The sequence below is a fragment of the Bradyrhizobium sp. KBS0727 genome, assembly GCF_005937885.2.
Lineage (GTDB): Bacteria > Pseudomonadota > Alphaproteobacteria > Rhizobiales > Xanthobacteraceae > Bradyrhizobium.
In genome coordinates this window covers 4,780,566-4,806,158 of sequence record NZ_CP042176.1, presented here as the reverse complement: position 1 = coordinate 4,806,158, position 25,593 = coordinate 4,780,566, and the positions used below count along the sequence as shown (strand labels likewise).

Annotated in this window: 24 protein-coding genes; 16 read left to right on the top strand and 8 right to left on the bottom strand. The window is 62.9% G+C overall.

Going from position 1 to position 25,593, the window contains the following annotated elements; all coding sequences use genetic code 11:
• Positions 1-45: 45 nt before the first annotated feature.
• A complete protein-coding gene (locus FFI89_RS22690) occupies positions 46-1,101 on the bottom strand; it encodes a YbhN family protein (protein ID WP_138829845.1) in 1,056 nt (351 codons plus the stop codon).
• A 31-nt stretch (positions 1,102-1,132) separates the two neighbouring features.
• Positions 1,133-1,513, bottom strand: a complete 381-nt coding sequence (locus FFI89_RS22685; protein ID WP_138829844.1) for a hypothetical protein — start codon at positions 1,511-1,513, stop codon at positions 1,133-1,135.
• 167 nt (positions 1,514-1,680) lie between these two features.
• Here FFI89_RS22685 and FFI89_RS22680 point away from each other — a divergent pair, with 167 nt between their 5' ends.
• A complete protein-coding gene (locus FFI89_RS22680; protein ID WP_138829843.1) occupies positions 1,681-4,086 on the top strand; it encodes an EAL domain-containing protein in 2,406 nt (801 codons plus the stop codon).
• Positions 4,087-4,111: 25 nt separating this feature from the next.
• Here FFI89_RS22680 and FFI89_RS22675 read toward each other — a convergent pair whose 3' ends face one another.
• Positions 4,112-4,546 (bottom strand): hypothetical protein, encoded by a 435-nt coding sequence (locus FFI89_RS22675; RefSeq protein WP_138829842.1) that lies wholly within the window; start codon positions 4,544-4,546, stop codon positions 4,112-4,114.
• A 69-nt stretch (positions 4,547-4,615) separates the two neighbouring features.
• Here FFI89_RS22675 and FFI89_RS22670 point away from each other — a divergent pair, with 69 nt between their 5' ends.
• A complete protein-coding gene (locus FFI89_RS22670) occupies positions 4,616-5,221 on the top strand; it encodes a hypothetical protein (RefSeq protein ID WP_138829841.1) in 606 nt (201 codons plus the stop codon).
• Positions 5,222-5,240: 19 nt separating this feature from the next.
• Entirely contained in the window at positions 5,241-5,939 is a 699-nt protein-coding gene (locus FFI89_RS22665; RefSeq protein ID WP_138829840.1) for a YdcF family protein, read from the top strand.
• Between the two features lie 72 nt (positions 5,940-6,011).
• On the opposite strand, the gene FFI89_RS22660 is transcribed toward FFI89_RS22665, so the two are convergent.
• Entirely contained in the window at positions 6,012-7,352 is a 1,341-nt protein-coding gene (locus FFI89_RS22660) for a PLP-dependent aminotransferase family protein (RefSeq protein WP_138829839.1), read from the bottom strand.
• A 182-nt stretch (positions 7,353-7,534) separates the two neighbouring features.
• On the opposite strand from FFI89_RS22660, the gene FFI89_RS22655 reads away from it, so the two are divergent.
• Entirely contained in the window at positions 7,535-7,771 is a 237-nt protein-coding gene (locus FFI89_RS22655; protein ID WP_138829838.1) for a DUF1127 domain-containing protein, read from the top strand.
• Positions 7,772-7,827: 56 nt separating this feature from the next.
• Positions 7,828-8,607 carry a methanethiol S-methyltransferase gene (gene mddA / locus FFI89_RS22650; RefSeq protein WP_138829837.1) on the top strand — a complete coding sequence of 260 codons (780 nt, stop codon included), beginning with the start codon at positions 7,828-7,830 and terminating at the stop codon, positions 8,605-8,607.
• Between the two features lie 117 nt (positions 8,608-8,724).
• On the opposite strand, the gene FFI89_RS22645 is transcribed toward mddA, so the two are convergent.
• Together FFI89_RS22645 and FFI89_RS22635 are read right to left on the bottom strand one after the other, a co-directional pair.
• Complete coding sequence (locus FFI89_RS22645; protein WP_138829836.1) at positions 8,725-9,150, bottom strand: universal stress protein; 426 nt, start codon at positions 9,148-9,150, stop codon at positions 8,725-8,727.
• Between the two features lie 158 nt (positions 9,151-9,308).
• On the bottom strand, positions 9,309-9,875 hold the full coding sequence (locus tag FFI89_RS22635) for a histidine phosphatase family protein (RefSeq protein ID WP_138829835.1): 567 nt from the start codon (positions 9,873-9,875) through the stop codon (positions 9,309-9,311).
• A gap of 94 nt (positions 9,876-9,969) precedes the next feature.
• Between FFI89_RS22635 and FFI89_RS22630 the strand changes: the two genes are divergently transcribed.
• From FFI89_RS22630 to FFI89_RS22600, 7 genes are all read left to right on the top strand, one after another.
• Positions 9,970-11,493: an FAD-binding oxidoreductase gene (locus tag FFI89_RS22630; RefSeq protein ID WP_138829834.1), complete on the top strand. Its 1,524-nt coding sequence runs from the start codon at positions 9,970-9,972 to the stop codon at positions 11,491-11,493.
• 64 nt (positions 11,494-11,557) lie between these two features.
• A complete protein-coding gene (gene msrB, locus FFI89_RS22625) occupies positions 11,558-12,058 on the top strand; it encodes a peptide-methionine (R)-S-oxide reductase MsrB (protein ID WP_168212997.1) in 501 nt (166 codons plus the stop codon).
• 289 nt (positions 12,059-12,347) lie between these two features.
• Positions 12,348-14,210: a flagellar hook-basal body complex protein gene (locus FFI89_RS22620; RefSeq protein ID WP_138829833.1), complete on the top strand. Its 1,863-nt coding sequence runs from the start codon at positions 12,348-12,350 to the stop codon at positions 14,208-14,210.
• A 52-nt stretch (positions 14,211-14,262) separates the two neighbouring features.
• Positions 14,263-16,137 (top strand): flagellar hook-associated protein FlgK, encoded by a 1,875-nt coding sequence (gene flgK, locus FFI89_RS22615; protein ID WP_138829832.1) that lies wholly within the window; start codon positions 14,263-14,265, stop codon positions 16,135-16,137.
• Between the two features lie 10 nt (positions 16,138-16,147).
• Positions 16,148-18,034 (top strand): flagellar protein, encoded by a 1,887-nt coding sequence (locus FFI89_RS22610; protein WP_138829831.1) that lies wholly within the window; start codon positions 16,148-16,150, stop codon positions 18,032-18,034.
• Positions 18,035-18,054: 20 nt separating this feature from the next.
• Positions 18,055-19,308 (top strand): RimK family alpha-L-glutamate ligase, encoded by a 1,254-nt coding sequence (locus FFI89_RS22605; protein ID WP_138829830.1) that lies wholly within the window; start codon positions 18,055-18,057, stop codon positions 19,306-19,308.
• Positions 19,305-20,816 carry an aspartate aminotransferase family protein gene (locus FFI89_RS22600; RefSeq protein WP_371721569.1) on the top strand — a complete coding sequence of 504 codons (1,512 nt, stop codon included), beginning with the start codon at positions 19,305-19,307 and terminating at the stop codon, positions 20,814-20,816. The genes FFI89_RS22605 and FFI89_RS22600 overlap by 4 nt, the downstream gene beginning before the upstream one ends.
• A 45-nt stretch (positions 20,817-20,861) precedes the next feature.
• Here FFI89_RS22600 and flbT read toward each other — a convergent pair whose 3' ends face one another.
• Positions 20,862-21,293 carry a flagellar biosynthesis repressor FlbT gene (flbT, locus tag FFI89_RS22595; protein ID WP_138829829.1) on the bottom strand — a complete coding sequence of 144 codons (432 nt, stop codon included), beginning with the start codon at positions 21,291-21,293 and terminating at the stop codon, positions 20,862-20,864.
• 359 nt (positions 21,294-21,652) lie between these two features.
• Here flbT and FFI89_RS22590 point away from each other — a divergent pair, with 359 nt between their 5' ends.
• The 4 genes from FFI89_RS22590 (at position 21,653) to FFI89_RS22575 (ending at position 25,167) form a co-directional block, all read left to right on the top strand.
• Positions 21,653-22,816, top strand: a complete 1,164-nt coding sequence (locus tag FFI89_RS22590) for a flagellin (RefSeq protein WP_138829828.1) — start codon at positions 21,653-21,655, stop codon at positions 22,814-22,816.
• A gap of 206 nt (positions 22,817-23,022) precedes the next feature.
• Positions 23,023-24,189: a flagellin gene (locus FFI89_RS22585; RefSeq protein WP_138829827.1), complete on the top strand. Its 1,167-nt coding sequence runs from the start codon at positions 23,023-23,025 to the stop codon at positions 24,187-24,189.
• Between the two features lie 212 nt (positions 24,190-24,401).
• Positions 24,402-24,767: a flagellar biosynthesis regulator FlaF gene (flaF, locus tag FFI89_RS22580; protein WP_138829826.1), complete on the top strand. Its 366-nt coding sequence runs from the start codon at positions 24,402-24,404 to the stop codon at positions 24,765-24,767.
• A gap of 28 nt (positions 24,768-24,795) precedes the next feature.
• Positions 24,796-25,167: a hypothetical protein gene (locus tag FFI89_RS22575; RefSeq protein WP_138829825.1), complete on the top strand. Its 372-nt coding sequence runs from the start codon at positions 24,796-24,798 to the stop codon at positions 25,165-25,167.
• Positions 25,168-25,181: 14 nt separating this feature from the next.
• On the opposite strand, the gene FFI89_RS22570 is transcribed toward FFI89_RS22575, so the two are convergent.
• On the bottom strand, positions 25,182-25,547 hold the full coding sequence (locus FFI89_RS22570) for a hypothetical protein (RefSeq protein WP_138829824.1): 366 nt from the start codon (positions 25,545-25,547) through the stop codon (positions 25,182-25,184).
• Positions 25,548-25,593 lie beyond the last annotated feature (46 nt).

Sequence of the window (25,593 nt, the reverse complement as noted above, 5' to 3'; positions counted from 1 at the left end):
TAACCAAAAAGTCCCAGCTGGAGGGATAACGACGCCGTTACCGGCTCAGGGCTGGCGGCTGTTGACCGGCTGCCGCACCCGCGCCTTCGCCGTGCAGGCCTCGCTGAGACGACGGCGTTCCTGCCAGGGCTGCACCACGTTGAGCCAGAGTTCGCGCGTCCCCATGATCGAAATCGAGATGCCGAACGGGATCAGGAAGTACAGGATCCGGAACACCACCAGCGTCGCCACCAGCTGTTCCTTGCCGAACTGCGGCAACGCCACCAGCATCGCCGCGTCGAACACGCCGAGGCTGCCGGGCGCATGGCTGGCAAAGCCGAGCAGCGTCGCCAGGATGAACACCACCGCCAGCGAAACAAAATCGATATAGGGCTCGGTCGGCATCAGCAAATACATCGCCAGCGCGCAGAAGCCGAGATCGACCACGCCGATCAGGACCTGCAGCAATGTCAGCCGCGCGGAGGGTAATATGACCTTCCAGCCGTTCTGCCCGAGTTCGCGGCGTTGCTCGCCCGTCACCAGCCAGACGAAATAGGCCGCGATCCCGGCGAGGCAGCCGATCGCGATCAGCCGGTTCATCGACGGCGGCAGCAGGTCCATCGCCGACGCTGCCCAGGGATGCCATGCCATGCCGAAGCCGAGCACGAACAGATTGCCGAGCCAGAACGTCAGCCCGGAGAGAAAGCATATCTTGGCGACATCGATCGCAGTCAGGCCGTAGTCGGAATAGATCCGGAACCGGATCGCGCCGCCGGTAAAGACGGTGGCGCCGATGTTGTGGCCGATGGTGTAGCTGGTGAAGCTCGACATCGCGGCGATCCGATAGGGCACATGGGTCTTGCCAATGGTTCGCAACGCGAAGAAATCATAGAAGGTCAGCGTGCAAAAGGCGCCGACCACGCACAGCGCCGCCAGCGCGATCCGGTGCGGGGCGATATCCGTCAGCGCGGTCAGGATGACCCCGGTGTCGACGCCCTTCAGGGTCCGGACCAGCGTGGTGACCGCAAAGATGATGATGAGGAGACTCGCAGCGATCCCTAGCCGTTTCCAGCCGATCTTCTCCTTGAAGCCACGCTTGAGCGTGGTCAGCAGCCGATGCATTCATCCTCCCGGCGGGGCGGCAAAAAACCTGTCAAGGGTGACAGACGACGGTCAGATGCACCGTGTGCGAAGACACATAAGCTAAAACTGGGGCGTTGTGCAGTCCTTGACAAGCCAAGCTTCTGCCTTCGTTCGCCGTTGCTGTCATACGCCGTACATATGCCTCCGCGCTGACGATTTTGAGTCGCCATCCGGCCATTTCGGCGGTCGTTTCGCCATGCCGTTCCGATGTTCCATCCTGGGCGTTTTCGGCGTTTTTCAGGATCATCCCGGCTCCTGTCATGCCGGCAATCGGACATGCCTGCCCAAGTGCGGGATGCGGCTGCGACGATTGCGCCAAAGTGCTGCGGAAGACGCGTGATGAGCGCGCGATCGGCAGGAAGCTGACGGCATTGACGGAAAACGAGGTCAACCTCCGGCGCCGCCGATCTTTTGAGTTATTGAGGCAAAATGCCGCGTGGCCGGACTGTGCGGTTTCCGGACCTCTTGAGCCTTTGTTCACCATCGGCGCAACCGGGATTTCGGTGGTTACCGACGATAAACGAATAACCGGTTTTTTCGGACCGTTGGGGGTCCGAAATGTATCAAGTCCTGAATTGCCTTACCGCAGAACACGACTGGCGGCTGGTCGTGCTTGGCGGCGCCATCTGCCTGCTCGCCAGCGCCGTCGCCATCAGCCTGTTCCATCGGGCCAAGGCTGCATCGGGCCGCTCCCGTGTGATCTGGATCGCGCTGGACGCCGTCGTCAGCGGCTGTGGGATCTGGGCTACGCATTTTATCGCGATGCTGGCCTACGACCCGGGCATGGGCGTTGGATACAATGTCGGCATTACCCTGCTGTCGCTCGTCTTTGCCGTTGCCGTGACGGCCGGCGGTCTCTCGATCGCACTATCCGGATTGCACAAATGGGCCGCTGCTGTCGGCGGCGCGGTTGTCGGCGCCGGTGTGGCCGCTATGCATTACACAGGCATGATGGCGCTCGAGATTCCGGCGCTCATCGTCTGGGCGCCCGGCATCGTTCTGGCCTCGATTCTGTTCGGATGCGTGTTCGGCGCACTGGCATTGCTGGTTGCGAGCCAGCGCGAGAAGCCGGGTCGCACGGTGGCAGCTATCGTGTTGCTTACGGTTGCGATCGTCTCGCATCATTTCACCGCGATGGGAGCCATCACGATGGTCCCCGATCCCAGCCTCGTCGGCGACGGACTCTCCATGCCGCCGCAAGTGCTGTCATTTTTGACGGCCGCGGCCGCCGTCATCATTCTCGTCATGTCGCTGTTGGTTTCGGTGATCGACCGCCGCTCGAAAGGCGAGCTTCACAAGCAGAAGGTCGTACTGGATACGGCGCTCGAAAACATGTCCCAGGGACTTTGCATGTTCGACGCGCACGGCCGCATCCTGCTGTTCAACGAACGCTACGGCGAGATGATGGGACGGACCGGTCTGCCCCTCAAGGGCCGTTTGCTGATCGACGTTCTCACCGACCTGAAATCGACCGGCCGGTGGGAAGGCGACGCCGACGAATTCGTCGCCGGCCTGATCGCCGAGGCGCAAGCCGGCAATACCGCGACAAGAACGGTCATCCAGAACGAACGCACCATCCGCATCGTCGACCAGCCGATGAAGGGCGGCGGCTGGGTCGCAACGTTCGAAGACATCACCGAGTGGCAGCAGGCGCAGGAGCAGATTTCCCACATGGCGCGTCACGACGCGCTGACCAATCTGCCTAACCGGACGCTGTTCCGCGAGCAGCTCGAACAGGCATTGCGGCTCGTCAAGCGCAGCGACCAGCTTGCAGTGCTGTGCCTCGATCTCGATCATTTCAAGGAGATCAACGACTCGCTCGGGCACCCGATCGGCGATGCATTGCTGATGGAGGTCGGCCGCCGGCTCGGCGAGTGCGTGACGGAGAACGACACGGTCGCTCGCCTTGGCGGCGACGAGTTCGCAATCGTTCAATTCTGCAAGGACTGCGATCCTTCCGCAGTCGCTTCGCTCGCGAGCTACATCGTCGAGCGAGTTTCCGAGTCCTATACGATTGGCGGGCATCAACTCGTCATCGGCGTCAGTATCGGCATTTCGCTGGCGCCCGAAGATGGAAAGAACCCGGATGAGCTCCTGAAGAAGGCCGATCTCGCGCTGTATCGTGCGAAAGCTGACGGACGCGGTACCTACCGCTTTTTCGAAACGGGAATGGACGCGCGTGCCCAGGCCCGGCGCCTGCTGGAGCTCGATCTGCGCGCGGCGCTGCAGCGCAACGAGTTCGAGGTCTACTACCAGCCGATCCGCGACCTCGCCAGGGACCGGGTGGTCGCGTTCGAGGCCCTGGTCCGCTGGAACCATTCGCTGCGCGGCATGATCTCTCCGGTCAACTTCATTCCGCTGGCGGAAGAGACCGGCCTGATCGTTCAACTCGGCGACTGGGTGCTTCGGCAGGCCTGCACGGACGCTGCCGGCTGGTCGCAGGACGATGTCGACGTCGCCGTCAATCTCTCGCCGGTGCAGTTCAAGAATCCCAATCTGGTGTCGTCTGTGAAGGCGGCGCTGGAGGTGTCTGGTCTCCCGGCGCATCGTCTGGAACTGGAGATCACTGAATCGGTATTGCTGCAAAACAGCGAGACGACGCTTGCAGTTCTGCACGAGCTTCGTGCGTTTGGCGTCCGGATCTCGCTGGACGATTTCGGAACCGGCTACTCGTCGCTGAGCTATTTGCGCAGCTTCCCGTTCGACAAGATCAAGATCGATCGTTCCTTCATCACCGAACTGGCCACGCGCGCGGATTCGATGGCCATCGTCCGCGCCGTAACCGGATTGGGAAAGAGTCTCGGCATCGTCACCACGGCGGAAGGCGTAGAGACCGACGCGCAGTTCGACCTGCTGCGCCGCGAGGGCTGTACGCAGGCCCAGGGTTATCTGTTCAGCCAGCCGCGTCCCGCCGCGGAGGTGGAAGCGATGCTGTCGAAAGCACACCAGCGTATCGTTGCCTAGCCGGGCCGCGCCGGCAGCCGCGGGCTCAGGCCTTGCGCAGCGCGAAATGCGCGCCGCAGAATGCCATCACGGCGCCGAGGCACAACGCCGCAAGGCCGGCAAGCACGCCCGAAATGGTCGGGATCGGACTGGGCGCGGAAGCGGCCTGTCCGGCGCCGGCCAGGATCAGCACGCCGACCGCGATCAGGAACCGCCGCATCCGCTGCGGAATCTGTCCAGAGACCGCGCTGTGCATCAGGTTGGCGGTGAAATAGCCCCCGGAGAACCCGACCGTCGCGATCAGCCACCATGCGATGGCGGCGCCCGCTGGCATGAATTCGTGGGTGTCGGATCGCCACAGGCCGCCGAGATCGAGGCCGTAGCGTGCGCCCAGCATGTGCACGGCAAGCGCCAGCAGCACGCCGGATATCATGGCGCCGGCCAGGATCAGGCGGCGCGGAAAATAGGTCGTCTCGGCCATGGCCCGCTTGTAAGGTAAAGCCGACGCGCCGCGCAAGCGGCGGTGCGCAATCGCCACGAGGTTTTTGTATTGCCGACTTTACTCCCGAACCGGACGGCAGCAGGCGAGGGTGCGCCCGAGACCCGCTATGCCTACAAGGCCTCGCTGATCGGATCGGCGCATGAATTCGAGCTGACCGATAACGGCCTGTCGTGGCGGGTTGGCGGCAGGTCCGGCGTCTGGCCCTACGGCGATATCGCTTCGGTCCGTCTGTCCTATCGGCCGGTGTCGATGCAGGCGCGCCGCTTCCGGGCCGACATCGAAAACGCCGGCGGCGGAAGGATCGCCATCCTCTCGACCACCTGGCAGACGGTCTCGTTGATGGCGCCGCAGGACCAAGGCTACCGCGCCTTCATGGTCGAATTGCACCGGCGCATGAACGACGCCGGCAGCAAGGCCAAGCTGACCGGCGGTATCGGGCCGACCACTTACGCCGCCGCGCTGGTGCTGCTGGCGTTGCTCGCGATCGCGATGCTAGGGCTTCTGGTCCGCGCGCTCGCGACCTTCGAATTCACCGGTGCGCTGTTTCTGGTCGGGTTTGCGGTTCTGTTTACCTGGCAAATCGGCGGCTTTGTCAAACGCAACCGGCCGCGCAGCTATGCGTTCGGCGCGCTTCCCGCCGCGTTGCTGCCTTGAGGCTTCGCAATCTAGCGCAATGAAACGTGACTTCGCCGCGGCAGCGGCGCGCGGCATCGTGGCGGCGCGTTTTCCAGATACCGGACAAACTGCCGTGACGGACCAGAGCGAGCGACTGCCGACCGAAGACGAAATTGCCGCGATCAATGCGCGGCACCTGGTCGAGACCCCGTTGCAGCCCGCCGATCTCTTGTTCGTGTTCGGCACGCGCCAGGATGTCGACGAACGCGTCGCTGAAGCCACGAGACTCTGGCGCGACGGCTACTTTCGCTGGGCCATCGTCAGCGGCGGGATCACGCCGGGGGCGCGGCTTTCGGAATGCGAGGTCATCACGGAAGCGATGATCGCGCGCGGCGTTCCGGCCGGAATCATCCTGAGAGAGGATCGCGCGATGAACACCGGCGAGAACGTCATCTTCTCGCTGCCGATCATCGACGCTGCGATCGGTTTGAAAAACATCCGCAGCGTGATCTGTCTCGGTAATACCTGGACCGCGCGCCGCTATCCGATGACGCTGCACCGCCACTGGCCGGACGTCGAGAAAATGCTGATCATGGTCGACAGTTTTGAGACGCCGCGGTCGCGCTGGCACACCGACCCCGAATTCCGCCGCCGCATGCTCAGTGAATGGGACAAGATCGAGCCCTACAAGGCCAGGGGCTTCATCGCGGAGTGGCCGGACCGCGACGAGCGCGAGCGGCAGAGCATTTTCGAGTGAAGCATGCCCTCGGACTTGATCCGTGGGTGGTTCCGGTTCACGTCAAGAAAACGCGTCCAATAAAGACCAGTCCTATTCGGTCGTGTCGAAGTCTTCGTTCTCGGTCAACAGTCCCGCCAGTGTCCGCAACGCGCTATCAAGCTGTTCGGTGGAGGGGGCGCCGAGCGCCAGCCGGACGGCGTTCGGCGCATGCCCGGGCGCCACGGCGAAGGTGGTCGACGGCGTCAAGGCGATGTCGCGGCGCGCCGCGGCCGCGACGAAGGTCTGCGAGCGCCAGTGCGGCGGCAGGGTCAGCCAGAGATGATAGGATTGGATGTTGGCCTGGACTTCGAAGCCGGCAAGATATTTTGCCGCCATCTGCTGGCGCCGTGCCGCGTCGATCCGTTTCAGGCGAACCAGTTCGGAAACTGTACCGTCGCCCATCATCCGTGTTCCGGCCGTCAATGCGAAACCGGAAGCGGTCCATCCGCCTGATCGCACCGAAGCCATGATGCGTTCGCGCAGCCGCGGCGGCGAAACGATGAAGCCGACCGCCAGTCCCGGCGCCACCTTCTTCGACAGGCTGTCGAGCACGATACAGCTATCGGGCGCCAGCGCTGCCAGCGGCGCTTCATCGCCGAGAAAGCTGTAGACGGTGTCTTCGATGATCGGCAGGCCGAGTTTCTCGACGACGCGCACCAGGTCGGCGCGGCGCGCCGGCGGCATCGTCATGCCCAGCGGATTTTGAATCGTCGGCTGGATATACAGCGCCGACAAATTCGCCTCGCGGTGGGCTTTCTGCACGGCGTCCGGACGAACGCCTTCTTCGTCCATCGTCAGCGGCACCAGCGTGACGCCGAGGCGGGCGGCAATGTCCTTGATGAAGGGATAGGTCAACGCCTCGACACCGCAGCGGCCGCCGCTTGGCACCACCGCCGCAAGGGCTGCGGCGATGCATTGCCGGCCGTTCGCGGTAAAGACGAACTGGTCGGCACCCGGCGACCAGTCGCCGCGGGAGAGAAACTCGGCCGAAATGGTTCTTGCCGCTTGGGTGCCGGTGATACTCGTCTGCCGGAGCGCGACATCGAGTGCTTCGGGCCGCTCCAGTCCTTCGAGCGATCGCGCGATCATCGCCGATTGCGTCGGCAGCAGCGGATAATTGACTTCGAGGTCGATGCGCTGGCCGCGCGATTCGGTCAGCGAGGAAACGCCGCGGCGCGCCTCGCCGGAAACGAAGGTGCCGCGCCCGACTTCGCCGATCACAAGCCCCCGGCGCAACAGCTCGGTGTAGACCCGGCTCGCGGTCGAGACCGCGATCTTGCGCTCGTAGGCGAAGCTGCGCTGCGGCGGCAACCGGTCGCCGGGCTTGAGCGCGCCATTGGCGATTTCGACGGCGACGGTATCGGCAAGCTTCAGATATTCGAACTTTGACATTATTGCACCGAGAGCAATGTTTTACTTGCACCGAGAAATGTATCGGATCATTTAAAGCCTATCAAGCCCATGATTGCACTGAGGGGGTGCAAGCAATCGGACGTCACAAAAGGTGCAATCGCTGTTCGCAGCGAGAGCGCCAGCGGTGTCGCTTGGCCGCGCGGAAGCAACGGAGAAGACCCATGACCATGATTTCCTCAGCCGCAGGCCAGCCTGCATCCCAAACTTCGCCGGCAGGGCTTGGCCGTGTGCTCGGAAGCTGGGCGCACGGTGTCGTCTCCTATTGGGCCCGCCGCGAAGCGATCAAAGTGCTGAGTGAAATGGACGATCGTGCGCTCCGCGATATCGGGATCGCCCGCAGCCAGATCGAGGCGGCGGTTGGTGGCGCGCTGAATCCGGGAATGGCGCGGCTGCGCTGAGCGCCGCGGGCCGGCCTGTCCGGATTCCCTGACGTCAAACCCGACTGGAAAGTGACATGACCATTACTGTCGAGCATCGGCAGCCCGCCATCGGCTGGCTGGCGCCGGGAAGTCTCGCAAGGCTTCTCGGCATCGGCTACGGCGCGGCCGTCTATGCGATCTTTGTCGTCACGCTGCTTTACGCCATCGGTTTCGTCAGCGGTGTCGTCGTTCCCAAGAGCATCGATACCGGCACCATCTGGCCGTCATCGGTCGCGCTCTGTATCGACCTTCAACTGCTCGGCCTGTTCATGGCGCAGCACAGCAGCATGGCGCGACGCGGAATCAAGCGCGTCTTGACCGGGCATGTGCCGCCGCTGGTCGAGCGGGCGACCTACGTGCTGAGCGCCAGCCTGGTGCTGATCCTGTTGTTTGCGGCGTGGCAGCCGTTGCCCGCGACGGTGTGGCAGGCGGCGGAACCGCGGACGATTGCGGCGCTGCGGTCGTTGTCGGCGCTCGGCTGGCTGATCGTGCTCGGCACTTTTCTGACCGGCCATTTCGAATTGCTCGGACGAAAGCTGAAGGTGCTGAATTTCGCCGGCCGCGTCACTTCGGCGGTCGCGTTCAAGACGCCCGGACTGTATCGCTTCGTCCGGCACCCGCTCTATCTCGGATTCATCCTCGCCTTCTGGGCCACACCGGCGATGACGGCGGGACATCTGCTGTTCGCCACTGTCATGACCGCCTATATCTGCGCCGGCATCTGGCTGGAGGAGCGCGATCTCGTGGCCTTGTTCGGCGATCGCTACCGGCAGTATCGCGTGCGCGTCGCGATGCTGCTGCCCGGCCTGTTCTGAGTTCGTTGCAACTTCTTCACCTGCAGTCGCGTTGCTAAAAGCGCTGTCAGGCGAAGAGGATACCGGTTTGTGTGAAGAAACGCGTCAAACGAGAGAACGCGCGTCGAACAAAACACTTCAATGCCGCACCACCAGCACCGAACACTTGGCGTAGCGCACCACATGGCCGGCATTGGAGCCGAGAAAATAGGTCCGCATCGCCGGCCGGTGCGATGTCATCACGATCAGGTCGGCCTTGATCGTCGCCGCTTCCTCGAGGATCTCGTGATAGATGCCGCCCTGGCGCACCGCGGCGGAAATGCGCGGCGCCGCGATGCCGGATTCGCGGGCGACGATCGCAAGCGCTTCTTCCGAAGTCTGGCGCTGCTGGGCATCGAAATCGGCCGGCACGTATTCCGCCAGCATCACCGGCGTCATGGGCAGCACGTTGAGCAGCCGCACCGCACCGTTCCAGGTTTGCGACAATGTCGCTGCGGTCGCGATCGCGGGCTTTGCCAGATCGGTGTCGGCCAGATCAATCGGCACCAGGATGGATTTGAACATCTGCGCCTCCTGCTGGAGGCAAGTCTAGAGCCTTTTCCGTTCCGATGGAATCGGAACGGGGCTCTACATTTTTGATTTGACGCGTTTTCTTGACGCGAACCGGTCGCCACTTCGCTGGAAAACGCTCTAACACAGCCGGGCAGGGCTGTCCGCCGGGCTCACTCGTCGGACGCCTGCTTCAGCAATCTGGGACTGGTGAAGCGCACGAGTTTGCCGCTGCGAAACGTCACCTCGCTCCAGTCGTCGATCGCAAAGTCGAGGATCGCCAGACCCGCGGTCGGCAGGTTGTCCTTGAGCGCCTTCTTCGCCGCCGCATCGCCGCGGCCGGCCAGCATCAGCGCCAGTTCGTGCATGCCGGGATTGTGGCCGACCACCAGCAAATGACCGGAATTGGTGACCTCGGCCATGCGGATGATCCGCAACAACTGTGCCGGTTCGGCGCCGTAGATATCGGCGAGGAATTCCACCTGCCATTCGACCCGGGACGAAGTCGCCTGTTCCCGGATCGCGTCCCTCATGGCTTGCCCGGCAATCTCCCAGGTCTGCAACGCCCGCACCGCGGTCGAGACCAGGACGGCGTCGGGATAGGGCGGGTGCCGGCCGATCCAGGTGCCGATGGCGGCGGCACCCCGCCGGCCGCGGTCGTCGAGCCGGCGGTCCTGGTCCTTGCCCGAGGGTGCGTCGTGTTCGGTCTTGGCGTGACGCAGCAGCATCAAACGGCGCATGGGCGCAATCTCGATTCGTTTTGGCCTGAATTAATCTACAAGCTCATGCTTAGGACAAGGTGACAAGCGCCGCAGCGGTCCGTAAGAAAACGCCATGGCTGAGACTTTCACAAGTGCGACCGACGGCCCCGACGACGATGCGCCGTTTCGCTCGCGCCTGACGTTCGACCTGGACGTCGATATCTGCATCGTGGGCGCCGGCCTTGCCGGCCTCACGGTGGCGCTGGAGGCGGCCCGCCTCGGCGCCAGCGTCGCCGTGCTCGAAGGCCGCTATGTCGGCTGGAACGCGTCGGGCCATCAGCTCGGCACCGTGATGCCGGGTTATGGTCTGCCGATCGCCGAATTGATCGAGCGCGTCGGCCTCGAGGACGCCCGCGAACTGTGGGCGCTGTCGAAGGAGGGTGCCGAATATGTCCGCGCCGCCGCGTCCGAAGAGGCGATGCCGGGTATCGCGCTCACCGAGGGAGCGCTGGAAGTTTCCAACGTCGATGCCGGCGACACGCTGATCAGCCGGCTGCAGATGCTGAGCGAGGATTTCGAGACCGAAGTCGAGGGCTGGCAAGTCGATCGTGTCCGCGACCAGCTCGGCACCGACCGCTATTTTCACGGCATCTATTACCCCAGGGCATTTCAGATCGACGGCCGCAAATACATCCAGGGCCTGGCCGAGCAGGCCAAGCGGGCAGGTGCGCGCATCTTCGAGGACACGCCGGTCGTCAGCATCGATTCGTCAGGCATTCGCAAGCGCATCGTGACGCCGTCGGCGCGGCTGCGCGCCTCGCACATTGTGCTGGCCGGCAACATCCATCTCGGGGCGCCGCTGCGGCGGCTGTCGGAGACGCTGCTGCCGATCTGGCGCTATGGCGCGGTGACCGAGCCGCTTGGCGACCGACTCGGCGAGGTCATCCAGTTCCGCGGCTCGGTGAGCGACAGCGACGGCGTCGATCATTTCCGGATCGTGGGCGGCGACCGGCTGATGTGGGCGAACCCGGAAACCACCTGGGAGGCGCGGCCGCGCCGTTTCGGTGCCGCCATCCAGCGCCGCATCGCGACGGTCTTTCCAAGGCTCGGCAAGGTCCAGATCGCCGAGGTGTTCGGCGGTGCGGTCGGATTAACCGTGCACGGCATGCCGCAGATCGGTCAGTTGCGCAAAGGGCTGTGGGTTGCCTCAGGCTTCGGCCGTCACGGACTCAATACCTCGGCGATGGCAGGGCAACTGATCGCGCGCAGCATTCTGTGGGGCGACGAGCGCTGGCGGCTGTTTTCGCCGTTCGAACTGGTCTGGGCCGGCGGTGCGACCGGCCGGGTCGCCGGCCATCTGATCGGTATGTGGGGGCGGGGCAGTTCGGCGGCCGCCGGCGCTCTGGCCCGCTATCGGGAAGGCGCGCGGGCACGGGAACGGATTCGCGAGGCACGGCTGGCGGAAGCCAACCGGCAGGCCGGAACCCGTCCGCCGCCGCGCCCGCGTCCGCCCGGCGCTCCGCGTCCGCCCGGCGCTCCGCGTCCCCCCGGCGCTCCGCGTCCGGTGCGTCCGCAGCCGCCGATGGAGGCTCAAAGCGGCGGGCCAACGGAGGCTGAATCGCAGGAAAGTGAGAAAATTCGGGACGGATCGATGTAACTTCGGCGCCAGCGGGCCGTATTTGATGGCGAACCACTTCATTCCGCTTCGCACGGAGACCCCTATGATCGACCGCCGTATCCTGCTCGCATCCGCAGCCGGCCTGTTTGGCCTCGTCGCTTTCCGCTGGCTGCGCGCCACGCCGGCGCAAGCCGCGGAAAAATTCGAAATCGAAAAGACCGATGCGGAATGGCGTGCGCAACTGACGCCGCAGCAATATGAAATCCTGCGCAAGGAAGGCACCGAGCGGCCGGGCTCGAGCCCGCTGCTGAAAGAGCACCGCAAGGGCATTTTCGCCTGCGCCGGTTGCGACCTGCCGCTGTTCTCCTCGGAAACCAAATTCGAGAGCGGCACCGGCTGGCCGAGTTTCTACCAGCCGCTGGAGAACGCCGTCGGCAAGACCGAGGACCGCACCTTCGGAATGCTGCGCACCGAAATTCACTGCCGCCGCTGCGGCGGCCATCTCGGCCACGTCTTCGACGACGGGCCGAAGCCGACCGGTTTGCGCTACTGCATGGACGGTTTTGCGCTGGTGTTTCACCCGGCGACGCCATCGGCCTCCTAGCGCGTGATCCGGAAAAGTGGTTCCGGTTTTCCGTCAAAGATCATGCGCAAAACATAACGATAGGCGTCGGGCCTGCTTGAACCCCGTTCAAGCAGGCCCGACGCTTTTCGCCCGGCAATTGTTGCCCCGCCCGGCAATTGTGCCCCGGTCCCTGGACTGGGGCTTTTTATTTAACCGACTGAAATGAAAGGATTTTCAGGTTTGGCATAACGCTTGCGACGTGCTCCTGCGATTGCGGCCCTGGTTTGCGGATCGGCTGGCCGCCCGGATCGAATTTGGAGACGATGTCATGGGTATTTTTGACGCACTGAACACTTCCGTCGGCGGCTTGCAGGCGCAGTCCTTCGCGCTCCAGAACATCTCGGGCAACATCGCAAACGCCTCGACCACCGGCTACAAGGGCATCGGCACCAGCTTCGTGGATCTCATCCCGCAGTCGGCAACGCCGGACCGGCAGGTGGCCGGCGGCGTCACCGCCTTCGCGCAGGCGACCATCACGACGCAAGGCACGGTCACCTCGACGACGGTCGCGACCAACATGGCCATCAACGGCCAGGGCTTCTTCAACGTGCAGAAGCCGGTCGGCATCACCGACAACTCGCCGGTGTTCGACGGCACTACCGACTACACCCGGCGCGGCGATTTCCAGCTCAATGCCAGCGGCAATCTCGTTAACGGCGCCGGCTACTACCTGATGGGCGTGACGGTCGATCCGAAGACCGGCAACCCGATCGGAAACGTGCCGACCGTCTTGCAGTTCGCGAACAATTTCATCCCGGCGCAGGCCACGACCACGATTCAATATGCGGCCAACCTTCCGACCACGCCGTCGACGGCGGCATCTTCCGGCGCCCCCACCGGTACGCTGGTCGCCGCAGGCGGCCTCAACCCGACTGACTTCACCACCGGCCACAACCCACTGGTGATCGGCACGCCGGCGCCGCCGTTGACCGACGCGTCGATTGCCGGAAGTCCGGTTACCGACAGCACTTCGCCCGCGGTGGCGATCACAGCAGCGACGAAGCTCGGCGGCGCGGGCGCGGGCGTGTTGAACCCGCCGATTCAACCTGGCGACACCATCGTCGTTGACGGCCAGACGATCACGTTTACCAACGCCGGCGCCAACACCATCACCACGACCGGCGCAACGCTCAATGTGAACACCGCGACGGTCGGCAACCTGCTTACGGCGATAGATACCATCACCGGCACCGTCGCCTCGCCTAAGGCCTCGACCATCAGCGCCACCGGCTCTGTCAGCCTGCACACCGGCACGTCTTATACGCCTTCAAATAATCTCAGCATCACGACCACGACCGGCACGCCCCTGGCCGGATTGGGCTTCAGCACCACCGTGACGCAGCCCATGGGCGGCGGCGGCACCCCGGGCCTCGGTATCGTTATCGGTAACGACAACGCGATTTTCACCAAGGAAACCATCAGCGGTGGCGCGGTGACGGCTTATGATTCAACGGGAACGCCGGTCAACCTGCAGTTGCGATGGGCCAAGAGCGATAGCTCCGCGCTCGGCAGCCCGCATACCGATACCTGGAACCTGTTCTATCAGACCAATCCGAATGCGACGGGGACCACTGCCGCTTGGGTCAATGCGGGCACCAACTTCGTGTTCGGCCCCAACGGATCGCTGACCAGCCCGACGGGTTCGACCATCACCCTCAACAACGTTACGGTCGGCAACCAGTCGGTCGGAAATCTTTCAATGAATTTCGGCTCCGGCGGCCTCACGCAATATGCCTCCACCGGCGGCACCGCGACCATCAACCAGATCTCGCAAAACGGTTACGCCGCGGGACAGTTGCAGTCGATCGCGGTCAACAACAACGGCCTCGTGGTCGGCACGTTCTCCAACGGCCAGAACCTCGATCTTGCGGCGGTCTCGATGTCGCACTTCAACGGCACCAACTACCTCAAGGCGCTGGATGGCGGCGCCTACGCCGTCACCAACCAGTCGGGCGTGGCGATCGCCGGTGCGACCGGAACCATCAGCGGCTCGTCGCTCGAAGGTTCGAACACCGACATCGCGGACGAATTCACCAAGCTGATCGTGACCCAGCAGGCCTATTCCGCGAATACCAAGGTGATCACCACAGCCAACAGCATGGTTCAGGATCTCTTGAACGTGCTGCGCTGATCGATTTCGGCGAGCGGCAAAGGTGAGCCTGGTCTGACCTGAGGCGGTAAACATGAGTTTGAGTTCATCTCTCGCCACGGCAATGACGGCGCTGCGTGCCAACCAGGCCGCGCTCACGATCGTATCGTCGAATGTCGGCAACGCGCAGACGCCCGGTTACATCTCCCGCAGCATCAACCAGGTTGCGGAAGTAACCGGCGACGTCGGCTCGAGCGTCAGGGTCACCGGCGTCAACCGTTCGCTTGACCAGTTCGTGCAGTCGCAACTGCGTTCCGAGACCTCCGGCGGCGCCTACGCCGACCAGATGGCAAGCGTGCTGACCCAGTTGCAATCGGTTTACGGAACGCCCGGCGCTCCCGGCTCGCTCGAAGCCGCGTTCTCGAATTTCACGACGGCGCTGCAGTCGCTGTCGACGACATCGGGAAGCGCGTCGACCCAGATCTCGGCCGCGCGGTCCGCGCTGTCGTTGGCGCAGCAGCTCAACGCAACGACGCAGGGCATCCAGACGCTGCGTACAAACATGGAGCAGGACCTCAACATTTCGGTTGGGCAGGCCAATGCGGCGATGAACCAGATCGCGCAGCTCAACGGCCAGATCCAGAGCTTGAGCCCGAACGATCCCACTGCCGCGAACCTGATGGACCAGCGCGACAGCGCGATCGACCAGCTTTCGCAACTGATGGACATTCGCGTTTCCACCAACGGCAGCAATCAGACCACGATCTATACGTCCGACGGGGTCGAACTCGTCGGCCTGCAGGCCTCGCAACTGAGCTTCAATTCGCAGGGCACGCTGAGCGCGAATTCGCTGTGGAATTCCGATCCGACCAAGTCCTCGGCGGGCACGATCTCGTGCAAGCTGGCGAACGGTTCGACGATCGACATGATCGCGTCGAATTCGTTCAAGTCCGGGCAGATCGCGGCCGACCTGAAGCTGCGTGACACGACTTTGGTGCAGGCGCAGACGCAGGTCGACCAGTTGGCCGCAGCGATGGCAAGCGCGCTGTCGGATACGACCACGGCCGGCACCGCGGCGCCCGCGGCGCTGGCGCCCAAGGCCGGCTTCGATCTCGACCTGTCGAACATGCTGCCGGGCAACACGGTCAATCTGACCTATACGGATACCGCGACCAACACCCAGCATCAGGTCTCGATCGTTCGCGTCGACGATCCCTCCGTGCTTCCCCTTTCGAACGCCACCGGCGCCAATCCGACGCGGATCGGCATCAATTTTGCAAGCGGCATGGCGTCGGTCGTGACGCAATTGAACGCCGCGCTCGGCGGCACCAGCCTTCAGTTCTCCAATCCGTCCGGATCGACGCTGCGCGTCGTTGACAACGGTGCGTCGGCTGCGACCGTCAACGCCGCCTCAGTCACCAAGACGGCGACGTCGCTGGCGAACGGAAGCCCGCAACTGGCGTTGTTCACCGACGGCACCTCGCCCTACAGCGGTTCGATCACCGCTAGCGGTTCGCAGTTCACCGGACTGGCGGGGCGCATCACGGTGAACGCCGCCGTTCTCAGCGATCCCTCGAAACTATCGGTCTACAACACCTCGCCTGCGACCCAGTCCGGCGACACCACGCGTTCGGACTTTCTCTACAACCAGTTGACATCCGGAACCTTCAGCTACTCGTCCGCGACCGGACTGGGTACGGCGGCATCGCCCTTCAAGGGAACGCTGGGCAGCTACATGCAACAGTTCCTCAGTCAGCAGAGCAACGCTTCCACCACCGCGACTCAGCTTCAGCAGGGCCAGGATGTCGTCGTCAACACGCTGAAGCAGAAGATGCAGTCCACGTCCGGCGTCAACATCGACACCGAGATGGCGAACCTGATCGCGCTGCAGAATTCCTATGCCGCCAATGCCCACGTGATGTCAGTGGTTCAGAGCATGATGAACAGCCTGCTGCAGGCGCAGGTATAAGGCGGACGATATGGCAATCAACTCCCTCAGTTACGCCGGCTCCCTGATCCTGAATCAGTCGGTTCAGACCCTGAAGAACCAGATGACGGTTCTGCAGTCCCAGCTTACGACCGGAAACAAGTCGACGACCTATGCGGGCATGGGCGTCAACGAAGGATTTGCCATTGCCGCGCGGTCGCAACTGTCGGGCATGTCCGCCTTCACGGATACGATGACCGTCATCAATTCCAGCATCGGTGTCGCCAACACCGTGCTGCAGGCGATGAACGATATCGGCAAGACGATCCAGAACAGCGCGAATGGTTCCTCGCAGGCGTTGAACACCGCTGGCCAGAGCATCGCCCAGGAAACCGCGACCTCGCAGCTCTCCTCGATGCTCGGAATTCTCAATACCCAGGCCGGAGACCGCTTTCTGTTTTCCGGCACGGCCGTCACCACCCCGTCGGTCGCGTCGATGGACGACATCCTGAACGGGACGACGACGCAGGCCGGATTGAAGCAGGTGATCGCCGAACGCAAGCAGGCCGATGTCGGCACCACCGGTCTCGGTCGTCTCGTCATTACATCCCCGACGGCAACGTCGGTGAAAGTGGCGGAAGATGTCGCCGGTTCGCCGTTCGGCCTGAAGCTGAGTTCGGTCTCGTCGTCGCTGACCGGCGCGACGGTTACCGGTCCGTCCGGATCGCCAGCGGGTATTTCGATCGACCTCGGCGCCACCAACCCCAACGTTGGCGACAAGGTCAGCTTCACGTTCAATCTGCCTGACGGGTCGACGGAATCGATTGCGCTGACGGCCTCCAGCGCGACGCCGCCGCCGGCCGGCAGTTTCGCCATCGGGGTCAGCACGACGGCGACGGCGGCCAATCTCAACGCGGCCTTGAATACGGCGATCGGCACGCTGGCCAATACGTCGCTGGTAGCGGCGTCGGCGGTGCAGGCCGGCAATGATTTTTTCAATACGACGGGAACGGCGACGGGTAGCGTGGTCAACAACCAGGCGGCGACACCTGCTCCCATCACCGGCGCGACCTTGCTGTCCGGTGCGGCGGGCACCGACTCGCTGGGCGCGAGCTTTGCGGCTGGCGACACCATCACCGTCAATGGCACACCGATCACCTTTGTCGCTTCGGGTGCTGCCGGCAACCAACTCAATGTCACCGACAACGTCCAGAGCCTGCTGACAAAAATCGACTCGATCACGGGCACTTCCACGCCATCCACCGTCAGCGGCGGCGTGATCTCGCTTCACATCGATAACGCTGCGAGCCTGTCGGTCTCCAGTTCGAACACGGCGGCGTTCGCTGCGCTCGGCTTCGGCGCGACCGCGACCGCGACCGTGCCGCCGTTGCGGGTGGGCGGTTCGCCGCTGGGCTCCGCGACGTCGCTGGTCAGCGGCACGCCGGCGAATACCGTCAGTTGGTACACCGGAAATCCCGGACCGACCGCTACCGCGCGCGCGTCGGCGACAGCGCGGGTCGATGCCTCGGTGAAGGTTGAATATGGGATCCAGGCCGACGAGCCCGCCATTCGTTCGCAGCTTCAAGCGCTGGCGGTGTTTTCCGCGGTGACGACCTCGCCGACGAATCCGAATGCTGCGGCGCAAGTATCGGCGCTGAGCCAGCGGATCACGCAAGCTCTCACGGCGCAGCCGGGAAAGCAGACGATCCAGGACATCCAGACCGATCTGGCAATGGCGCAGGCCACGATGAGCGACGCCACGGCGCGGCAAAAGCAGGCCAAGGTAATGTTGCAGAACGTCGTCGACCAGACCGAAACCATTTCTCCGGACCAGGTGGCGAGCCAGCTTCTGGCTCTTCAGACCAGCCTGCAGGCTTCCTACCAGACCACTTCCATGCTGTCGCAACTGACACTGACCAAATTCCTTCCGGTCGGCTAGGCCATCTCTGGAGTCCTTTTATGCAGCCTGAATTCAACCAGCCGGTTCCGACCGCCAAGCCGCTTAGCGCGGACCGCATCGGGTTTGCCAGACTCACGACGATGGCCTTTCACGGGGCCGATCTTCGTCCGTTGCGGGATGAATTGATCTCGAAGGTCGTTAGCGGAACCGCCGATGCGGGCGAGGGACTGGACCTGTCGCTGATCACGCAGCTACTCGGTGACAAGCAGGCGGGATTGGCCATCCAGTCCGAGGTGCTTGCCTTCCATCAGTTGTTCCGATCGCCGTGCGCGACGGAAAAACCGAAGCTGCGCGTGCTCGCGCTCGCGGCTGCGATCGACATGGGCGGCAACACGCCGATCGAATTCCTGCTCGAGGACTCCGCCATCGAGTTGCTGACGCTTTATGTCGTTGCCGGAGCAGGATTGCCGGCACCGCTGCCCGATCATGACGTTGCGATCGTGATTGCTTCCGATTCCGAGGAATGCAGTGACGCGCTCCGCATCATCGATCGGGCCGTGCCGTGCTGGCCGCGGCCACTCCTTAATTCACCGCGCCGCGTCGGCAATTTGGATCGCGACAAGCTGCACGGCCTGCTTCGCGGAATCGATGGACTCGATATTCCCGCAACCGTGGCCGTGACACGCGAGGAATTATCTGACGTGGCGCAATCGAATCGTCTGCTTGCGGACGTCTTGCCGGAACTTCAGTTTCCGATCATCGTCCGGCCGCGCGGTTCGCACGCCGGCGCCGGGCTCGCCAAGCTCGACGAACGCGATGCGATCGGTCGATATCTTGCGGAAAGATCAGAGCCGGAATTCTTCGTCTCTCGCTTTGTCGATTACGCCGGCGATGACGGATTGTTCCGTAAATTTCGCGTTGTTGTCGTCGATGGCCGGCCTTACGCCTGCCACATGGCGATCGCGGACCGGTGGGATATCTGGTACCTCAACGCGAACATGGCGTTGAGCGAAAGCAAGCGCCTTGAAGAAGAGAACTTCATGCGCAGCTTCGACAGTGCTTTCGCGGTTCGCCATCAGGATGCGCTGGCCGCGATGATCGACCGTGTCGGGCTCGACTATTTCACGATCGACTGCGCGGAAAACAAGCGCGGAGAGTTGCTGATATTCGAGGCGGACAATACCGCGGTCGTGCACAACATGGATTCGCCGGAGCTGTTTCCCTACAAGTCTCCCCAAATGCGCAGGATCTTCGACGCATTCGCGACGATGCTGTATCGCCACGGCCGGCCTGGCCGGGAGCAGGCGGCGTGACGAAGGTGCTGCGTGAAGCACCGGTGCCGTCGACGTCGAGCGAGACGCTCGATCCGCAAAACTGGGACGAGATACGTTCGCTTGGTCATCGCATGCTCGATGACATGATCGACTACGCTGCCAACATTCGCGATCGCCCGGTCTGGCAGCCGATACCTGACGACGTGCGCGCGCGGTTTCGTGCGAGTCTTCCGCATCAGGCCTGCGATCCCGGCGACGTCTATCGCGAATTCGCCGATTTCATCGTTCCCTACGCAACCGGCAACGTTCATCCCGGTTTCATGGGATGGGTGCACGGCGGCGGCACCGCGGTCGGCATGTTGGCGGAGATGCTGGCGGCCGGCTTGAACGCCAATCTCGGCGGGCGCGATCACATTCCGGTCGAGGTCGAGCGCCAGATCGTCGAATGGACGCGCCAGATGTTCGGCTTTCCGCATGGGGCGAGCGGCATTTTCGTCACCGGGACGTCGATGGCCAATCTGATGGCGGTGCTGGTGGCGCGAACAACGGCGCTCGGACGATCGGTCCGGCAGCGCGGCGTCCAAGGTACGTCACTGACTGCCTATACCTCGGTCGCGGCGCACGGCTGCATCGCCAAGGCGATGGATATCGCCGGCTTCGGGAGCGATGCATTGCGCTGCATCGGGGTGGACCGGTCTCACCGCATCGACCTGGCAGCGCTGCGCGCCCGGATTGCGTTGGACCGCGAGGCCGGTTTGAATCCGTTCCTCGTCGTCGGCTCGGCGGGAACGGTGGATATCGGTGCCATCGACGATCTGCAGGCGCTCGCTTCGCTATGCCGGGAAGAGGGACTCTGGTTTCACGTCGACGGCGCCTATGGCGCACTCGGCACTCTGTCCCCGGTGCTCGCGCCGCGGCTGGCTGGAATTGAAAGCGCGGATTCGATTGCGCTTGATTTTCACAAATGGGGGCAGGTGCCCTACGACGCGGGCTTCCTGATTGTGCGTGACGGCGAGCGCCATCGTCAGACGTTTGCCGCTCCGGCGGCGTATCTGCGGCGCGAGACGCGGGGGCTCGCTGCCAACTCGCCCTGGCCTTGCGATCTAGGCCCGGATCTGTCGCGGGGCTTCAGGGCACTCAAGACATGGTTCACCCTGAAGACCTACGGTACGGAGAAGCTCGGAGCCGTCATCACGCGAACCTGCGCGCTTGCGGGATATCTGGAAGCCCGGATCCTGGCGGAGCCCCGGCTCGAGTTGCTTGCCCCGGTGCAGCTCAATATCGTCTGCTTCCGTTACCGATGTGCGGACGGCAATCGCGTCAATGGCGATATCGTCGTCGACGTTCAGGAGTCCGGCATCGCGGCTCCGTCGACGACGCTGCTGAACGGAGAACTCGCGATACGTGCGGCGATCGTCAACCATCGCACCGATACCTGCGACATCGACGCCCTGATCTCGGCAGTACTGGAGTTTGGCGCGAGACGATCGTCTTGCGGAGACGAGCCGGTGCTCGACATCGAGCAGTCGCCGCCCTTGGCGCTGTAGGCGATCCGGAGTCCGGCGGTCGCGCTACCTTGTCAGATGGGCACGTTAAGCCGATTTGAGTTCGGTGTTTGCGTCGCCAGCCTGCAGGCTTTTCGCATCGGCGATGAGAGTCTCTTCGTGGCTGATCAATTTCTTCGCCTCTTTCAGCGCATGATAGAGATCGCCGTTGAGGATGTGGTTGTTGATCCCCTCGATGAAGGACCATCCACTCGGCATCGTGCTCAGGATGTCCCGCAACAGGCTGAAATAGGTCAGGTGATGGGCCACCGGATCCGGCGACAGATACATCAATTGCACGGCGAGATAGACCAGCTTGGCCGGCGTGTCGGCGGTCTCGGGCGTCAGGATATCTTTTTCGCGCAGGATCGGGATCTTGTCGCCGTCGATCAAAAGCCGGGCGCGCTGATCGGTATTGGTGATGACGCAGGCGCCGATGATGATCCGTTCGTTCGGCTTGAGCTCGACTTTCAAGGCCATGTCTGTTCTCCGTTGCTGCCTCACGTGAGCGACCATCACTGTGTATTCGAATGGATACCGGCTTGGGCCGCGCCACATACGCGCTGAGGCTTCTTCGGCCGGTGCGCCACAATCCTTTCTTATTACGGTTAACGCTTGGTAAACGCGGCGCGAGATCGCGTGAATGTGCAGTATTATCAACGTTGTATGCAAATGACGCGATGACGAAAACCCAGGCGGGCCGTCGCTGGCGTGATCGACAGATCAATAGCGAGGTACCGAATTCATATTTTCTTAGAGGCTTGGCTGCACGGTCGGCCGGTCGCCCGATCAGAACAGGTCGGGAGTAGGCACGCACTCTAGTTTCACACCAGAAAGGTATGAAAATGGCTATTGTTCTCTCCGCTTCAGTTCGCCAGAACCTCCTCTCCCTGCAATCGACCGCCGAACTGCTCTCCACCACGCAGAACCGCCTTGCCACCGGCAACAAGGTCAACTCGGCACTCGACAACCCGACCAACTTCTTCACCGCGCAGGGCCTCAACAACCGCGCCAGCGACATCACCAACCTGCTCGACAGCATCGGCAACGGCGTGCAGGTCCTGCAGGCTGCCAACACCGGCCTGACCTCGCTGCAGAAGCTGGTCGATACCGCGAAGTCGATCGCCAACCAGGTCCTGCAGGCGCCCACCGGCTATACGGCCAAGTCGACGGTGAGTTCGGCTGCCGCCCTCGGTGGCACCGCCGCCAATCTGGTTGATGGCGTTACCATCAAATCCGGCGACGTTCTGGCCATCGCCGCCACCGGTGGCGGAACGGCGACCAGCATCACCTTCGGCGCCAACGAGTCTCTTGCCCAGTTGAACACCGCTTTGGCGGCCAACAACCTCACGGCCAGCCTCGACAGCAGCAACAAGCTCGTCTTCACCACGACGAACGACGCGGCCTCGTCGACCGTCGGCGCCGCCACCCTTACCGGCGCTGGTACGGCGACCTTCGCCGCTGCCGTCGCGCCGGTTGCCGATGCTGCCTCGCAGGCCATTCGCACCAGCTTGGTCAACCAGTACAACAGCATCATTACGCAGATCTCCACCACGTCGCAGGACGCCTCCTTCAACGGCATCAACCTGCTCAACGGTGACAACCTCAAGCTGACCTTCAACGAAACCGGCAAGTCCACGCTCAACATCTCTGGCGTGACCTTCAACGCTGGGGGCCTTGGCCTTTCTTCGCTGGCCGCGGGAACGGACTTCCTCGACAACAACTCTGCGAGCAAGGCGCTCGTCACGCTCAGCGCGGCCAGCACCTCGCTCCGCACCGAAGCGTCGGCGTTGGGTTCGAACCTGTCCGTCGTGCAGCTCCGCCAGGACTTCTCCAAGAGCCTGATCAACGTGCTGCAGACCGGCGCGTCCAACCTGACGCTGGCCGACACCAACGAGGAAGCGGCCAACAGCCAGGCGCTGTCGACCCGCCAGTCGATCGCGGTGTCCGCGCTGTCGCTGGCCAACACCTCGCAGCAGAGCGTGCTTCAGCTCCTGCGCTGATCTCGACGGCAAGAAACAAGACGAAAACGGCGGGGGAACCCCCGCCGTTTTTTTGTTTTGGTGGGCGCTCCGATAAGGCGAGACCCTTCGAAGGCAACAACGGCGCGTTTTAAGAAGGCCTTAATCAAACAACTTAAGCCGGCATTAACTATAATTTAAAGGAATTACCGTAGAACGGCGGAACGTAAACTAGGAAGGTCCGCCCCATGTCCGGTATTGTTCTTTCTGCATCGGTTCGCCAGAACCTGCTCTCCTTGCAGTCGACCGCCGACCTGCTCGCCACCACGCAGAACCGGCTTTCGTCCGGCAAGAAGGTCAACTCGGCGCTCGACAATCCGACCAACTTCTTCACCGCGCAGGGTCTCGATAACCGCGCCAGCGACATCAACAATCTGCTCGATGGGATCGGCAACGGCGTGCAGGTCCTGCAGGCCGCCAACACCGGCCTTACCTCGCTGCAGAAGCTGGTCGATACCGCGAAATCGATCGCCAGCCAGGTCCTGCAGACGACCTCCGGTTATTCACCCAAGTCGACGGTGACTTCGGCTGCCGCCCTCGGTGGCACTCCGACCAATCTGGTTGATGGCGTTACCATCAAAGCCGGCGACGTTCTGGCAATCGCCGCCACCGGTGGCGGAACGGCGACCACCATTACCTTCGGCGCCAACGAGTCCCTGGCCCAGTTGAACACCGCTCTGGCGGCCAACAACCTGACCGCCAGCCTCGACAGCGCCAACAAGCTCGTCATTACCACGACCAACGACGCGGCTTCGTCCACCATCGGCGCCGTCACCTATACCAACACGGGCGGTGGTACGGTGACCTTCGGCGCTGTTGCCCCGCCGGTTGCCGATCCGGCTTCGCAGACCATTCGCGCCAGCCTGGTCGCTCAGTACAACAACATCATCACGCAGATATCCACCACGGCGCAGGATGCTTCCTTCAACGGCATCAACCTGCTCAACGGCGACAATCTCAAGCTGACCTTCAACGAAACCGGCAAGTCCACGCTCAACATCTCCGGCGTTACCTATAGCGCGGCCGGCCTGGGCCTGAGTCCGCTGGTCCCCGGTACCGACTTCCTGGACAACAGTTCGGCCAACGCGACGATCGCCAAGATCAGCGCCGCGTCGAGCGCGCTGCGGACTGAAGCCTCGTCTCTCGGCTCGAACCTCTCCGTCGTGCAGATCCGTCAGGATTTCTCGAAGAACCTGATCAACGTGCTGCAGACCGGTTCGGCCAACCTGACGGTGGCCGATACCAACGAGGAAGCGGCCAACAGCCAGGCGCTGTCGACCCGCCAGTCGATCGCTGTCTCCGCGCTGGCGCTGGCCAACCAGTCGCAGCAGAGCGTGCTTCAGCTCCTGCGCTGATATCGACGGCAAGAAACGTAAAGCGAAACGGCGGGGGAAATCCCGCCGTTTTCTTGACGTGACCGCGAGGCCGCGTCGATAGCCTGGACGGATTCGTTGCCCAACTCCGGACAAATACGGTAACAACTACTAACCATATTTTAAAGGCAGCGCCGTACAAACGTTGGGCAACTTCGAAGTGTCCCCGCGCAAAGCGTTCCCAGAGGTGATGGATGTCTCATGCCGCTCAAGCCTATGCCCGCACGTCGCAAACGACGGCGTCCCCTCGGGAAATCGAGGCACAGGCCCTGCTAAAGGCAGCAAGACAATTACAGGACGTCCAGGCCAACTGGAGCGGCCCTGACAAGAGCCTGCATCAAGCGTTGCTGTTCAATCGCCGGCTGTGGTCGATTTTCATGAGCGCGGCGGAAACTAACGACAACCCGCAGCCGTTGGAGATCAGGCAGAATATTGCCAATATCGGCGTATTCGTCATGAAGCAGACGATCGATATGCAGATCAATCCGGATCCGGCGAAGCTGAAATCGCTGATCGACATCAACTGCAACATCGCCGCGGGCCTGTCGGGTCAGGTCTGACGGCTTTTCGATCCGGCGGAGCGCGGCCATGGTCGACGTCACGAGCATCCTGTCAGCCGCCTACAAGTCAGCCGGATCGGCCGGGGTTCCGTCCAGGACCCCGTATGTCGCCGTCGATCCCAAGCTCTATCAGGGCACCTGGTCGGGCACCTACCAGGACAAGAAAACGTTCACGCTCAAGGTCTCGAACGTCAGCGGCTTCCGCGCACAGGTCTCGTACCAGAGCGGCAGCACGATCAAACACCAGACCGTCCTGATCAAGGATCAGTCGTTCCGGATTGGCGATACGAAGTTTAGTTTGGCGGCGAAGGCCGGAACGGCGCAGATCAAGAACGTCGTCACCGATCCCGCGACCGGCGGAACTTTCCTCGACACCGCGGTTGCCACCCTGAGCCAGTAACCGGACGAGCGGGCTCAGGCCTTGAGGTCGGTGGCAAGAGGACGTGTGGGCGCGCCCTTTGTCAGATCCAGCGCATGGAAATAGGCGCGACGGCGCAGGACGGCTTCATCGGGGAATTGCTGTACTACCAGGCTGGTTCTGTTGTCGACGACTTGATAGACGATCGAGCCCGCGGCGCGATCGATAAACGCCTGACGCGATACTGAATCGCTCCCGATCTGCGGATCATTGTGTACGGCTGCGCCGGTGTCAGCCACCGTGACGCTCTTGCGCGCCGGCAGTTCGGTCGCGACCGCTTTGCCCGCTGCTTCGCTTGGGGCCTGCACAATAGGCGTTGCGACCGGTGCCCCCACCGGCCTGATGCTGAAATCTGTACTCATGGCAGCCTCCGGGCTTCCTGCGAGTCAAATCCCAACCCCTCGTCAT

Bases quoted from the DNA above. Each gene is read 5' to 3' on its own strand.
- FFI89_RS22655 (WP_138829838.1), top strand. From the start codon at position 7,535: ATGACCATGATTTCCTCAGCCGCAGGCCAGCCTGCATCCCAAACTTCG.
- FFI89_RS22620 (WP_138829833.1), top strand. From the start codon at position 12,348: ATGGGTATTTTTGACGCACTGAACACTTCCGTCGGCGGCTTGCAGGCG.
- FFI89_RS22660 (WP_138829839.1), bottom strand. From the start codon at position 7,352: ATGTCAAAGTTCGAATATCTGAAGCTTGCCGATACCGTCGCCGTCGAA.
- FFI89_RS22570 (WP_138829824.1), bottom strand. From the start codon at position 25,547: ATGAGTACAGATTTCAGCATCAGGCCGGTGGGGGCACCGGTCGCAACG.
- FFI89_RS22610 (WP_138829831.1), top strand. From the start codon at position 16,148: ATGGCAATCAACTCCCTCAGTTACGCCGGCTCCCTGATCCTGAATCAG.
- FFI89_RS22690 (WP_138829845.1), bottom strand. From the start codon at position 1,101: ATGCATCGGCTGCTGACCACGCTCAAGCGTGGCTTCAAGGAGAAGATC.
- FFI89_RS22630 (WP_138829834.1), top strand. From the start codon at position 9,970: ATGGCTGAGACTTTCACAAGTGCGACCGACGGCCCCGACGACGATGCG.
- flaF (WP_138829826.1), top strand. From the start codon at position 24,402: ATGTCTCATGCCGCTCAAGCCTATGCCCGCACGTCGCAAACGACGGCG.
- FFI89_RS22575 (WP_138829825.1), top strand. From the start codon at position 24,796: ATGGTCGACGTCACGAGCATCCTGTCAGCCGCCTACAAGTCAGCCGGA.
- msrB (WP_168212997.1), top strand. From the start codon at position 11,558: ATGATCGACCGCCGTATCCTGCTCGCATCCGCAGCCGGCCTGTTTGGC.
- flgK (WP_138829832.1), top strand. From the start codon at position 14,263: ATGAGTTTGAGTTCATCTCTCGCCACGGCAATGACGGCGCTGCGTGCC.
- flbT (WP_138829829.1), bottom strand. From the start codon at position 21,293: ATGGCCTTGAAAGTCGAGCTCAAGCCGAACGAACGGATCATCATCGGC.
- FFI89_RS22680 (WP_138829843.1), top strand. From the start codon at position 1,681: ATGTATCAAGTCCTGAATTGCCTTACCGCAGAACACGACTGGCGGCTG.
- FFI89_RS22645 (WP_138829836.1), bottom strand. From the start codon at position 9,150: ATGTTCAAATCCATCCTGGTGCCGATTGATCTGGCCGACACCGATCTG.
- mddA (WP_138829837.1), top strand. From the start codon at position 7,828: ATGACCATTACTGTCGAGCATCGGCAGCCCGCCATCGGCTGGCTGGCG.
- FFI89_RS22590 (WP_138829828.1), top strand. From the start codon at position 21,653: ATGAAAATGGCTATTGTTCTCTCCGCTTCAGTTCGCCAGAACCTCCTC.
- FFI89_RS22635 (WP_138829835.1), bottom strand. From the start codon at position 9,875: ATGCGCCGTTTGATGCTGCTGCGTCACGCCAAGACCGAACACGACGCA.
- FFI89_RS22665 (WP_138829840.1), top strand. From the start codon at position 5,241: ATGAAACGTGACTTCGCCGCGGCAGCGGCGCGCGGCATCGTGGCGGCG.
- FFI89_RS22675 (WP_138829842.1), bottom strand. From the start codon at position 4,546: ATGGCCGAGACGACCTATTTTCCGCGCCGCCTGATCCTGGCCGGCGCC.
- FFI89_RS22585 (WP_138829827.1), top strand. From the start codon at position 23,023: ATGTCCGGTATTGTTCTTTCTGCATCGGTTCGCCAGAACCTGCTCTCC.
- FFI89_RS22605 (WP_138829830.1), top strand. From the start codon at position 18,055: ATGCAGCCTGAATTCAACCAGCCGGTTCCGACCGCCAAGCCGCTTAGC.